Genomic DNA, 14,611 nt, shown 5'->3' on the forward strand with positions numbered 1-14,611 from the left:
TATTAGTTAATTATAAATAACATTTATTTTATTTTTTTGTAATTAATTATTTTCCAAAATAACTTATAAAAATAAAATGCAGTCTATAACCTATAACTAATATAATTAAATTAGACTTGCATTTTAATTTATAAATTATTATTCTTCAAAGTTATCTTTGATATCTTCTGCATCAAATTCTTCTTCATATAATAGATCATTTTCTTCATCTTCAATTTCTTTTATGTGTTGAGAATCTTCGATATATTCTTGAGTTAATGCATCTATATCAATAACATTTTCTTCATCAATATTTGATTCTTCTAGTTCTTCTGATTCTTCAAAGTTTGTAAAATATTTAATAGAAGGTTTAATATCATATTTCGAATGTTCTTCAAAAGTGTTTAATGCTGTTCCTGAAGGTATTTTTTTACCAAGAATAATATTTTCTTTTAATCCACTTAAATTATCAATTCTAGATGATATAGCAGAATTAACTAAAATTTTTGAAGTTTCTTGATATGAAGCTGCTGATAAAAATGAATCTGACAATAAAGGCACTTGTTTAGCCCCCTTAATTACAACGTTACCAAAAGCTGGTTTTTTGTTTTCTGATAATAATTGGGCATTTTCTTCTTGATAATCAAAAATATCAACTATAGCTCCGGCAAAGAATTTAGATTCTCCTGGGTCACTAATTACAACCTTAGACATCATTTGTCTAATAATAATTTCAATGTATTTATCACTAATAGCAATACCTTGAATACGATAAATTCTTTGAATTTCTTTTAATAAATAATTTTGAACTGTTATAACATCAGTTAATGCTAACAATTCTTTAAGAACAATAGGACCTTCTGATAACTTTTGACCTATTCTTACTTCTTGGCCTTTTTCAACTCTTAACTTTTTATTAGTTTCTACTGAAACTTGCTTTTTAACAATTTCATTTTCATTGTTTAAGGTTTCGATAGTAATAGTATAATTGTTTTCTTTATCTTCTTGTTTTTCTATATTCGAAATTCTACCTTGATAAGGCGAAATAGTTGCTTGTTTGCCTCATGGTTGTTCATGGGCATCAATTAATTCAATCAAACGAGTAAAACCACCAGTTATATCTTCGACGCCTGCAACCCCACCGGTATGAAATGTACGCATTGTTAATTGAGTACCAGGTTCTCCTATAGATTGAGCTGCTATTATTCCTACCGCTTCTCCTATGTTAACAACACGGTTTGTAGCTAAGTCATTTCCAAAACACATTTTGCATACGCCATTACGTGTGTTACATCCAAGAATAGATCTTATTTCCACTTCTTCAATACCAGAGTCAATTATTTTTTGAGCTATTTTATTTGTTATTAAAGCATTTCTATCACAAATCAAAATACCATTTTTATCATAAATTGGTTTGTTTGAAAAACGGCCTACAATTCTTTCTTTTAATGACACAATTATTTGATTGTTTTTAGTATCAATAATATTTTTTGCTATATATCCATATTCAGAACCACAATTTTCTTCTCTAACTACTATATTTTGAGCAACATCCACTAAACGTCTTGTTAAATAACCTGATTTAGCAGTGTTAAGAGCAGTATCTGTAAGACCTTTTCTAGCACCGTGGGTTGATGAATAAAATTCAAAAGCTGTTAACCCTTCGATAAATGATGATTTAACCGGAACTTCAACTGTTGAACGAACAACACGGTCATTTTTAGCATCAGCCTTAGTGGTTTTGGTATTGTTAGCCATTAATCCCCGCATGCCTGCTAGTTGAACATAGTTAGCAATATTACCACGAGCTCCTGAATTAATCATTGTAATAATTGGGTTTCTTGGATTTTCTTTTATTATTGTTTCTAATTCTTCTTGTATATCTTCCTTAATTTCAGCTCATTTTTTTATAGTTAATGAATATCTATCATCATCAGTTATATAACCCAAATTATAGAATTCTTTTAACTTACTAATATATTCATCACCTTCGGCTATATATTCTTTTTTCTTATGAGTTTCAAGAATATCTGAAAATGAAATTGAAATTCCAGAAGTAGTTGAATAATCAAATCCTAATTGTTTTATATTATCAAGAATAGAAGCAACAATATTTGTATATTTAAATCAAACTGTATCTAATAAATGCGCTTTTTCTTTGGCACTTAAAGGTATTAATTTATCATTTGCTCTTTGCTCATCTGAATCCATTATTTTTTTCTTTTCTTCTATTGTAAATTCAGATAATAAATCGGCATGTGATTTATCTAAAGGTTGCCCTTTATAAGTTTTTAGTTTTAAAAATTCAACTACTATATCGCCATCATCAATATCATTAATTTTATCTATTACACTTGCAACATCAGCAATGCTAATTGTAGAAACATAATTATCAAACATATAACGAATGGTTTTGGCAATATTTTTCTTGTTGAAAGCTTCTTGAGTTTCTAGTTTTTTAACATATTCAGGAATATTTGTTCCAGCCTCAACTACATATTTTTCATTAAATTGTTTTTTGTATTCCTCAAGGTTAATTGCTTTTGTTACTTTATTATCAAAAATAAATGGAAAATCTTTTGGAAAAACATTATTAAAAATGAATTTACCTACTGTAGAAATAACATATAGTTGTTTATCGGTATCGTGATATGAAAATACTTTTGAACTCTTTACTTCTTCGGCTGGTAAAGCAACACGAGAATGTAAACCAACTGTTTTGGTTTCTAATGCACGTAATAAGTGATCTAAATTATCGAAAACCCTTCCTTCGCCTTTAGCGTTTTTATCTTCTAAAGTTAAATAATATAAACCAAGTATCATATCTTGTGAAGGATTGATAATAGGTTCACCATCTTTAGGACCTAAAATATTTTTATTAGCAAGCATTAATTCACGGCTTTCTAATAAAGCTTGTTCAGAAATAGGCACATGAACAGCCATTTGGTCACCATCGAAGTCAGCGTTAAAAGGAGTACATACTAATGGATGTAATCTTATAGCTTTTCCACGAACTAATACTGGTTCAAAGGCTTGAATTGATAAACGGTGTAGGGTAGGAGCACGATTTAATAAAACTAATCTTCCTTTTATAGCTTCAGCTACATGAGGTCAAATAATAGGGTTTTGGTCTTCAATTATTTTTTTAGCATTTTTAATAGTTGTAGCTACTTCTTTTTCTATTAAACGAGCTATTATTCATGGTTCAAATAATTTAGCAGCCATCTCACGAGGAATTCCACATTGATGCATTTTTAAACTCGGACCAACAACTATAACTGAACGACCAGAATAATCAACACGTTTTCCTAAAAGGTTTTGTCTAAAACGACCTTTTTTACCAGTTAAAGCATCAGATATAGATTTAAATGGTCTATTGTCTTTTGATAAAACAGGATTTGGTGTTCTTCTTTGATTATCAATTAAAGCATCTACTGCTTCTTGGATCATACGCAATTCATTTTGAATAACTAGTCTAGGAGCATCTTTTTCTTGTCATTGTTGTAAACGATTATTTCTAATAATTACTCTACGATATAACTCATTAATATCTGATGTTGAATGTCTACCACCATCTAATTGAATTAAAGGCCTTAAATCCGCCGGAATTACAGGCAAGTTATAAATTAACATATTTGTAGGAGATTGTTTTGATTCTATGAAAGCATTAATAACTTGCAATCTTTTATATAATTTTTCTCTTGTTTGTTTTGTGGTTGTTGCAAATTTATCTGGGTTTTTTGCTTCTTGTTCATTTAATTCTTTAATTTGATTAGAAACATATAATTTTTCCGCTTGTAAATCTAGTTTTTTTAATAAATATTCAATAGCTAAAGCGCCAGTCATAATTTTAGCATCTGAATAATGCTCTATAACTTCATTTAATTCATAAAAGTCAATACCATATTCCTGACCAATTTTTGAAGTAGCTTTTTCGACCAATTCATTTATTGTGTCTTGAATATCTTCATACGCTTCTTTATCTTCTTTTTTGTTTGGATCAAAACGAGTTAATAATTCTTCTAAAGCTTCTTTATAGATAACACCAGCATCATTAATTTCAATAATTAAATTTTTAGGTAAAGACTTTAAGCCTCCGTCTTCGACAACAATATGGTTTTTATAATAAATTAAATTCTCTAATTCCTCACGACGAACTATTTTACTATATGAATTGCTTGAAATTCTTAAACCTAGTAATTTATATAAAATTGAATGATCTACTTTAAAATATCAAAAATGAACAACAGGACTATTTAATTTAATATGACCCATGTGATTTCTACGAGCTATTTTAGGTAAAATTTGTACTTTTTCTTGTTTACATAATTCAGTTCTTGTACAATATGAACCTTCATTAATTTTTTTTCATTTATGACCACAAACAGGACAACGATAATCTATCATTGGTCCAAAAATAATTTCATCAAACAAACCACCACGTTCTGGCTTATATGATTTATAGTTAATAGTTTCTGGTTTAGTTACTTCTCCATGTGATCAACTTTCAACATCTTCAGGGGTTGCTAAAGATAAGGAAATTTTTGCAATTTTTGATTCATCTAATAGATCATATTTTAAATTGTTTTTCATTATTCTGCTCCTCCATCTCAATCTTGTTGATATTTAGTATCAATTCTTTCAGCTTCTAAATCATCTTCGCTGTATGTATTATCATGTGTTTCCAATTTAATTCCTAACCCTCTTAATTCGTAAGCTAGAACGTTAAATGATTCAGGCATGCCTGGTTTTGGCAATTTTGTTCTTCTTGCTAACGAATTATATAATTGATTACGTCCATTAATATTATCTGATTTATAGGTTAATAATTCTTGTAATAAATTAGCTGCTCCGTATGATTCAATTGCTCATGTTTCCATTTCACCAAATCTTTGACCACCATTTTGGCTTTTACCTCCTAATGGTTGTTGGGTTATTAATGAATATGGACCAACTGAACGAGCATGCATCTTGTCGTCTACCATGTGGTAAAGTTTTAAATAATACATAATACCGACTGATATGGGTTGGTCAAATCTTTCGCCTGTTCTTCCATCATAAACTACTGTTTTTCCTGATGAATCTATATTTGCTTCCTCAAGAATTTCTTTAATTTGATTATGAGTTATACCGTCAAAAATTGGTGTAACAAATTTAGTATTTAATTTTTTAGCCGCAAGACCCAAATGTAATTCTAAAACTTGACCAATATTCATACGAGAAGGAACCCCTTGTGGGTTAAGTAAAATATCTAAAGGTGTACCATCTTCCAAATAAGGCATCTCTTCAACAGGCAATACTATAGATACAACACCTTTATTACCGTGGCGTCCAGCCATTTTGTCACCAACTCTAATTTTTCTTTTTTGAGCTATAGATACTTTTACTATTTTTTCAATTCCATCTTCTAAGGCGTCTCCAAATTCACGACTTAAAACTTCAACATCCACAACAGTTCCATTGTGACCGTGTTTTACTTTTAATGAAGTATCTTTTCTTGAAGCTGTTTTTTGACCAAAAATTGCTGCCATTAGTTTTTCTTCTGGAGTTGGGTTTTCTTCTCCTTTAGGAGACGTTCTACCAACCAATATATCTCCAGCTGAAACTTCTGAACCTACTCTTACTATCCCGTTTTCGTCTAGAAAACGCTTTGAATAGTTTGAAACGTTAGGAATTTCAGTGGTTAATATATCTTCTCCTGCCTTAGAATGTCTAAATTGAATAGTTTGTTCTTCAATATGAATAGAAGTATAAACATCGTCTTTTACTAGTCTTTCAGACAACACAACTGCATCTTCATAATTATAACCATGTCAAGTTGTAAATCCAACTAACACGTTTTTTCCTAAGGCCATTTCTCCATTTTTCATTGATGGACCATCTACTAATAAATCTCCAACTTTGATTTCTTGACCTAGTTTTACTAAAGGAACTTGATGAATTAAAGTTCCTTGATTTGATCTTTCAAAAGTTCTTAAATAATATGAATCAATAGTTTTTGAACCTTCTCTTTTTACTTTAACAACTGCCGCATCAACATAAGTTACAACCCCATCATATTTCGCAACTATATTTGTCGACGAATATTTAGCTATATCTGCTTCTACCCCTGTAGCAACTAAAGGCGCTTCTGGAAAAAGAACGGGCACGGCTTGACGTTGCATATTAGATCCCATTAGGGCACGGTTGGCGTCATCATTTTCCAAAAATGGTATAGCAGAAGCTGCAATAGAAGTCATTTGACGGCTTGAAACACCTACATAATCTACTTCTGAAGCTGGAACTTCTAAATATTCATTATCACGACGAACCATTACTAATTCATCAACAATTACATCATTTTCAATATTAACAGTTGATTGTGCAAATGTATATCCATTTTCTTCAATTGCTGTTAAATATTCAGGTTTAGAAAAATCCACTTTTTTGTTTTTTACTCTAAAGTATGGGGTTTTAATAAATCCATATTTATCTATGTCCGAAAATGATGCTAGGTTAAGAATAAGCCCAATGTTTGGACCTTCTGGAGTTTCAATAGGACAAATACGCCCATAATGAGTTGGGTGAACGTCCCGAACTTCAAATTGAGCTGTATCACGATTTAAACCTCTAGGTCCTAATGAAGTAATACGACGCTTATTTGAAATTTCTGCTAATGGATTACACTGGTCCATAAATTGTGAAAGTTTAGAAGTATTAAAGAATGATTTAAATTGATTAAATATTGGTTTATTATTCGTAACATTCTTTGGTGTAATCTTAACCGTTTCCTTTGTCGAAATTCTTTCACGAGTATTTTTTTCTAATTTTATCAAGCCAATTCTAAATTGATTTTGTAATAATTCTCCAATTGTTACAATTCTTTTATTTACTAATGAATCAGGGTCATCATCAACACCTATATGAAATAGTAAATTAAAGTAATAAGAAATTGTAGCTATTAAATCTGGTATTAATAAAAAGTTTTCAGTTGAATTTGGATCATTACCTAAAACTAATACTTTATTAGTATCATTAATTAAATCGTTTTCTGTAGGATAAATTCACACACGTGAAACATATAAACGATTTTCCAACCCTTCATTTTCTTTTAATTGTAATTGATTTCCATAAACAGTTGAATCTATATCTGGCAATTTTCACAAAGGTAAAATGCCTAATCTAAACTCATCAGCTATTTTTCTAGCTAGTTCTCATGTAATAAATAAGCCTTTTTCATATTTTACTTCTCCATCTTTGTCAACAATATTTTCAGCTAAATATGAATTAGCAAGTCTTTCGGCTATATTTAATTTACGGTTTAATGTAAAACGACCGGTTTCAGTTAAACTATATCTTTTTTCATTAAATAATGTTGATGGAATTAAATTTCTAGCTGAATCAGCTGTCATTCTATCGCCTTTTCTAATTAAACGATAAATAGTTTCTTGAGCATCTTTTGTTATTTCTTCATCAGAAGTACCAGAAGTTTTATCTTTCTTTAAAGTTTCGTTTAATTGAGGAATTTCTCCAAACATTTTTTTAATGCCCTTTTCAGTAAAACCTAGAGCTTTTAAAAAAGTAGTCAATAAAAATGATTTATTCTTATCTATATGAACTTTAACTGTATCAATGATATTTTGACTGTTCTTATGATAAAATTCAACTCACGAACCTATTTGAGGAATAATTTCTACTTTATTAAATAAATCATTAGCTTGTTTATTTCTAACACCAACTCCAAAATAAGCTCCAGTTGATCTAATCAATTGAGACACAATGACTTTTTCCGAACCATTTATTACAAACGATCCTCCATAAGTCATAATAGGAATTTCAGCAAAAACAACTTCAGCTGTACTTACTTCACCAGTTTCTTCATTAACTTGTTTTAATAAAGCTGTTAACTTACCTTGATATGATGACCCTTTTTGTTTTGCCTCTTTAATACATTCAAACTCCGACTTTTTAGGTATTTGAAATTTGGCTGAACCTTCAACATACTCAATTCTCACTTTACCATGTGCTTCAATTGGATATATATTTTTTAATTCTTCTTCAACACCTTTTTCTAAAAAATCCTTAACAGAATCTCTTTGCATTTTTAAAAAGTCTGGGGTTTCAAATTTCTTTTGACTAATTGAATAGTCTCTACGTTCTGTAATAGGACCAAATTTTCTTAAAACGTATTGTGATTTTCTCATCATATCTAACCTCATTAATAATTTATAATTTTATAATCTATATTTTTTGTATAAATTTATATTTTTTGTAGTATAACGCATATGTGCGTTATATATATAATAAAAACACAAAAACGGCTTAATTAAGCCCGTTTTTGTTATATTATTTTTTAGTCTAAAACAACTTCAGCTTTAACTTCTGTTAATTTAGCTTTTAATTCTTCTGCTTCTTCTTTTTTAACGTTTTCTTTTAATAATACTGGTGCTGATTCTACTAATTTCTTAGCATCCATTAATCCTAAGCCTAATAAATCTTTAACTGCTTTAATAACAGCAAGTTTATTACCACCATCTGATTTTAATGTTACGTTAAATGTTGATTTTTCTTCTGCAGCTTCTCCGGCAGCAGCTGGTGCAGCGGCAGCAACAATAGCGGTAGGATCTATTCCAAATTCTTCTTTTAATCCTTCTACTAATTCCATAACTTCTTTAATATTCATTTCTTTAAGTGCTGAAACGAATTCTTCTTTTGTTAATTTAGCCATATTTTTCTCCTTAATAGTTTAATTATTCTGATACTTTTCCTTGTTTAACTAATTCATTTAACCCAATTGCTAAGTTTTTAATTGGTGTAAGCAATGAATTTCCAAGAATCATAAGTGATTCTTCGTATGAAGGAAGTTGTGATATTTCGTTTAATGCTTTTGCATCTACTACTTTATTTTCATAAATTCCAGCCACTAATTGAAAGGCAGGGAATTGTTTTTTGAACTTAACTAAAGTTTTAAGTGCACTTAGGTCATCTTCTTTAGCAAAAACAAAAATGTTTTGGCCTAGTAAATGATCATTTAATGTAGCTTGTTCGCTTTTTAATAAAGCTTGTTTTACTAAACGATTTTTATAAACTTTTAATAAAACGCCTATTTTAGCAAGCTCTCTACGAATTACTTGTAATGAAACAACATCTAATGTTTTATATGAAACAACATAAAAAGCTTTTGACTCATTTAAGTGTTTAGAAATTTCATCAACAACTAAAACTTTAGCATCTTTTAAAGCGCTCATTTTTCCTCCTATATTTGATTATGCAATATGTAAAAAAGTAAACATACTCGGTAACTTTATTAAGCTTATGCCGTTACTGTCTTAATATATTGCGCTAATATCTTACCACAAAAATATTTTTTAATTTTATATATTTATATAAATTTCTGATAATTATTTATTAAAGCCTAAATTTAAAAGTTTGATTTAAAAAACACAACCATTTTAGATTGTGTTATTGTCGTTTTAAATTAGAATTTGAAATCTTCAGGAACAAATTCTTCTTCCAAACCTTGATTAAAAAGATTTGTCTTAATATTTTGAGATTCATATAAGTTTTTTAAAGCTTGTCTATAAGAATTTTTTTGTTCCCTACCACCACCATAAATCAAGTCATATTGTGGTAAATTATATCTTCCATATAAACCTTTATAATCAAAACCTTCTGATCTTAGTGCTACTGCTAAACCTGCATTTATAAATTTATTTGAACCATAATATACAGCCATCAATTCATTATTTTGATTTCTAACAGAAGAACCCGAGGCCCCGCCAATTGGTGCATAACGACGAGGACTATAAGCTAAGGCCATATTGACATATCTTTTGCCATCTACATAATAAAAGTCTTTTCCTAACTTTGGAACTCCTATAAATGTGTCAATTATCCCTGGCATATTAGTAAATGTTCTATATCCTAATTGATACGATAGTCAGTCTCCTCGATCAAGTTGTTCTTTTGAATAAGAACCGTCGTTAATTTTAATACCATAATATTTAGATTGGCTATTGGTTCACAAACTAAAGTTTCCGCCTGATTGAAATTCTCTATTTCTTTGATCATCATCTATATATTTTTCTAAATAATAATCTTCTTTTGAAGAAGGTCAACCTAAAATATAAAGAAGGTCTAAGTCATTTATATTTCCTTTAAGAGGAAAATCTATCGCTTTGTAATCTGTTAAATAAGATTTTTTTCTAAACTTAATATGATTTAATTTATTTTCTTCATTTGCATAATCATTTGTTATTGTTTTTGCAATTTTATTAGCAAAGTTAAAATCGTTTTTATCAAATTCATTTACTAAAAGGTCGTTAGATAATGCAGAATAATCTTTAATTTTTGAAAAATCAATTTCCAAAACAGCAAAATCAGCAAATTCTTCAACATCAGATAACTCGTTTTTTTGTTTTTCAGTTAAATACATAGAGGGGCTTGTTTGTAAATAATCAATACCATCAAATACTTTTCTAATTGCACCAGTATCATTAAAGTTATAATTTACAATATTATCATCCATTTGTGATATACGAAGTTTTTGACCCACTTTAATATCTGATCTTAATTTAGTAATTGAAAAACCATTTAAATTATTAGTAATAGCTTTAGCAACATGTGAATTTGTACCAAAATATCATTTTGTTGGATATCAATTTGAATCGCTTTTCTTAGAATCATCTATTTGGTAATCTAATATTCACATTGTTCCCGATTCTGTTGTCATTTCTTTTTTGGATTGTGCTCTTTTTTTAAAATCTTTAATTTGAGCTTCTAACAATTTAATTTCATCTTGAGGACTGCGAGATCTATAATCTGCAATAGCTTTATCATATTCTTCTAAGGCTTCTTGTTTTTGTTTTTTTAATCCTTCTATTAAATGAACATCTTTATTGTTATGAATCCTATCATCTCATTCTGCCCTAACTTCTTCCTTGTTTTTTTCAAGATCTTTTATTTTTTGAGCTACAAGCTTATCATATTCATTTTTATTATTAGGATCTTTTCAGTACTCAATAGTTTTTTGTAGTTTACTAATATCTTCTTTAAAATCTTTAAAATTAGAAAAAGAAATTGAAAATGTTTGCATAGCCATTCTTAAATAATGGTCATTTAGTATCATTCTAGCTAAACCATTAATTTTATTAGGGTCTTTTTGACCTAATTTATCAACTCAAGAACCCTGTTTCCCCATTTCGGGTCCATCTTTAATTTCAATACCATCTATTTGGCCATTTGATTTATAAGAAACTAAACTAAAACCTTTATATGCTGCATTATCATATGAATCTTGATTAACAGTAGCTGCTAAATCATTAAAAATCTTTTTTTGTTCTTCTGTAGCATTTAAAGAAGGTCTTAAATCATTGATTGAATTAATGCCAGAAAGTTGTAAATATTGTTTCAAGCCTTGCATATAGTTGCTATTATCATATTCAAAACGTTTATTTTGGTCCATCGCAATATATTTACTTGTTTCATTTTGATTAATATTTGAATTATTGCCTTGTTTATAGTTGGGATAATTCCCTTCGGAATCTTGATTAGCAGGATTATTAGCTAAGCCAGATAATAAAATATTTAAATTTTTAGTAGTATTGGTAGCCCTGTTTCTTAATACAATATTAAATTTCGCATTCCCTGTCATATTAGCATTATCTTCTAAAATTACATTATCAACATTTAATTCTATTTTTGCATTTAAATCATCTTTTTTGAATTTTAAAATTAAGCTTGAAATGTTTCGTTGCAATTGAGAAGGATAAATTGATTTTTTATTGTTTCCTGATAAATCAAAAGAAAAAATAAAATGTTCTTCTAATTCTGATAAAGGCGCTATTTGTTTTATATCTTCTTCAAATTGTTTATCTGAATAGTCTAAATTTTTATCTGCTTTCGGTTTACCAGTATTGTGATCAATATTGTCTAAATTATTAATATTTTTATCAATATTTTTTTTGTATTCATCAATTTGTTTATCAAAATTTTTAATTTTTTCTTCTTTTAAATCTTTATTTTTAATATTTTTTTCTATTTCGGCAATTAGATTTTGAGCTTCTACAAATGATTTTTCATTAATAGCATTATTGTCTTTTTGTTGTCATTCATGTATTTTTTTCTTTAAATCTTCAACTTTAGATTTTAGTGTTTCAACCGATATTTTTGAATTGCTATTTTTATTTTCACAAGAGATAAGCGAAAAAATTGGAGAAGCAAAAATTACTACACCTGCTATTGAGCTTAAAAATAATTTTGTTTTTTTATTTATTTTCATATATTACCTATTTTTCTTTTGTATACATTAGTTAAATGTATCTTCAGCGCCATCATTAAATGAAACACTATAACCTTTTAATTCTAATTGAGATTTTAATTCAAAAGCTCCTACTGGAACCTTAACTTTTCTATCAAGTCTAGATAAATTAAATAAATAACTTAAATTTGATAAAGCAGATGATGACAATCTTTGAGAACTAGTAATTGCAACGCCTATAGTATTTGACCCATTACTAAATTCAATTTTTGTTGGTGGCATTCCTGGTTCGCCAATTGCCATAACAGAATCAAATTGTCCTCCATCAAGATCGTTCCCACTTATTTCATAATAAGATTTATTACTAAATAATTTTAGATTTTTCAATTTACGTCTTTGATTAGATGATTTGATATAATCATAAAATTTCAATCCTTTTAAGGATCTAATAGATTGTGCTCGTGAAAGATCTAGTCTAGTTGGATAACTATTACCGCCTTCGTTATTATCTGGATTTAAACCTGGTCCCATTCCACCTTGAAATACGCTTTCATTATTTCTTACATAATAAGCCATTCTTAACCCTTTATTAATTCTTGAATACTTATCAGGTCCATTTAAAATATCTGATTCTTCAAATGCTAAAGTGTTAAAAGTGATTCTAGAAGCTATATCTGCTCCTTGTTTATTTTCCCAACTAACGTTATAATCAATTGTATTAACTCATTCAACATTTTTAAGAGCTCAAGGGTTTATTGATCAATCATCTAATAAAGAATTTCCTAAAGTAAATAATGATAATTCCTTAATATGTTTGTTTTCTAATTCTACCAATGAAGAAGTATTAGTTGCTCTATGATCAAAGAATAATTCTAATTGTGGTAACTCATTAGGCAAGGCTCTTAATATTTCTTTAAACTCTTGGTTAGCATCTTTCTTACCCATATTTTTAATACGATAAGAAGTTATTTTAACCCCCTTACGTTTCAAACCTTCTATTAAGTCCTTTGTTTTTAAATAACCACTATAATTTGCAGCATCTATTTCTATAACATAGCCCTCATTTAATTTGCCTTCAATTGGTTTTTCTCTTGTCAATTTAGAAATTAAAATACCATCAGCATTTCCTATATTAAACTCTCTAAATTTAGGATCATTTGTTGCGTTTTCTTTTTTTCAGCCTTTATAAATACCTTGAGATATATCATCAGGACTTCTTCCAAAATAACCCTCTATTCCAAAGACTCTTCTTTCTTTATTGTCTCTTTCTAATTTTGAAGTAACTTTATTAAAACCTGGGGCCGGAGAATATGAATAAGAATCCAATTCTCCATTTTCATTAATATAAGCATTGTCTGGCGAAGCAGTAAATCCTTGTTTAAGATTATCTTCGGCGCCCTTGCTTAACTTCGTAAATTTTGAGTAATCTAAATTTTTAATTAATCAAGCATATTTAATATTTTCACTTGAAAATTGCTTTGGCTTTAAATATTCAATCTTTGCTTCAGGTAATAAAAAATTCACTACCTTAGGACTATCAAGTAATCTTTTAAATTTATCTAACAATTTTTGTCAAATTAGCTGATTATTTTTAATATGTTGTTCAGGGTCAAACATTTCTGTTTTTTTTAAATTTAAATCTTCAACAAAATTTGGAAAATAGCTTTTTAACCCAGCTCCAGGAGAACTAATTAATTTCTTCATAGTGGCATTACGTAATTCATCGGTAACTTTAATATTTTTGATGTCACCAACTATTGTACTAATATAAGGGTTTCTATTTGTAATACCAGCTTTAATATCTCTTTCATCTAATGGTCGACTTGGAGGAGATGTAACTTCAGCTAATACTTTAACTCCATTAATTTCAATAGTTATAATTTGGGTACCAGGGTTTTGGGGTTTAGGTTTTGGATCAGGTTTAGGTTTAGGGGTAGGAGTTGGTGTTACTACAGGTGGTTTTAATTTATCTTCAGGTTTAGTAATTGGAGGTTTTGGGGCTTCTTTTAGTTTTTGATCTGATGAAGAAACATTGGCATTGTCTGTATCAGCAATACCTTTATCAAAAATATTTGGATTAGCTCCATTATAATTATTAATTCTTATTCCATTGGCATTTTTTTTATTAGAAGCATATACTACGGAACCAATACCTATGGCTCCCAAACCAGAAAAACCTAGTACCAGTAAAGTTATTCTATATTTTTTTTTCTTTATTAAAGACATAATATCATCCTACCCATTTTATATATTTCATTATTTTAATTTTAATAATTAAAATATTCGTTCCAAAAGCAATTCAATTTATTTAATTTTATACTTTTAAAACTTAAAAATTGAAAAATCCTATAAAAAATTGTTTTTGTATTTAAAAATGCAATAAAAGCAAATTAT

Annotated in this window: 6 protein-coding genes; all 6 read right to left on the minus strand. The window is 28.5% G+C overall.

The window, feature by feature from the left end:
* Positions 1–138: 138 nt before the first annotated feature.
* The 6 genes from rpoC to DMC14_RS00280 all read right to left on the minus strand — a co-directional run bounded on the left by rpoC (position 139) and on the right by DMC14_RS00280 (position 14,443).
* Positions 139–4,572 (minus strand): DNA-directed RNA polymerase subunit beta', encoded by a 4,434-nt coding sequence (rpoC, locus tag DMC14_RS00255; protein WP_137412645.1) that lies wholly within the window; start codon positions 4,570–4,572, stop codon positions 139–141.
* On the minus strand, positions 4,572–8,165 hold the full coding sequence (rpoB, locus tag DMC14_RS00260; protein WP_116171849.1) for a DNA-directed RNA polymerase subunit beta: 3,594 nt from the start codon (positions 8,163–8,165) through the stop codon (positions 4,572–4,574). The genes rpoC and rpoB overlap by 1 nt, the downstream gene beginning before the upstream one ends.
* Before the next feature lie 146 nt (positions 8,166–8,311).
* Positions 8,312–8,686, minus strand: coding sequence for a 50S ribosomal protein L7/L12 (rplL, locus tag DMC14_RS00265; protein ID WP_116171850.1), 375 nt, complete (start codon positions 8,684–8,686; stop codon positions 8,312–8,314).
* Between the two features lie 22 nt (positions 8,687–8,708).
* On the minus strand, positions 8,709–9,206 hold the full coding sequence (rplJ, locus tag DMC14_RS00270; RefSeq protein WP_116171851.1) for a 50S ribosomal protein L10: 498 nt from the start codon (positions 9,204–9,206) through the stop codon (positions 8,709–8,711).
* A gap of 230 nt (positions 9,207–9,436) precedes the next feature.
* Positions 9,437–12,238 carry an Ig-specific serine endopeptidase MIP gene (gene mip, locus DMC14_RS00275; protein ID WP_116171852.1) on the minus strand — a complete coding sequence of 934 codons (2,802 nt, stop codon included), beginning with the start codon at positions 12,236–12,238 and terminating at the stop codon, positions 9,437–9,439.
* A gap of 27 nt (positions 12,239–12,265) precedes the next feature.
* Positions 12,266–14,443 (minus strand): putative immunoglobulin-blocking virulence protein, encoded by a 2,178-nt coding sequence (locus DMC14_RS00280; RefSeq protein WP_116171853.1) that lies wholly within the window; start codon positions 14,441–14,443, stop codon positions 12,266–12,268.
* Positions 14,444–14,611 lie beyond the last annotated feature (168 nt).

The organism is Metamycoplasma phocicerebrale, assembly GCF_003383595.3.
In the GTDB taxonomy this organism is placed as follows: Bacteria; Bacillota_I; Bacilli_A; order Mycoplasmatales; family Metamycoplasmataceae; genus Metamycoplasma; species Metamycoplasma phocicerebrale.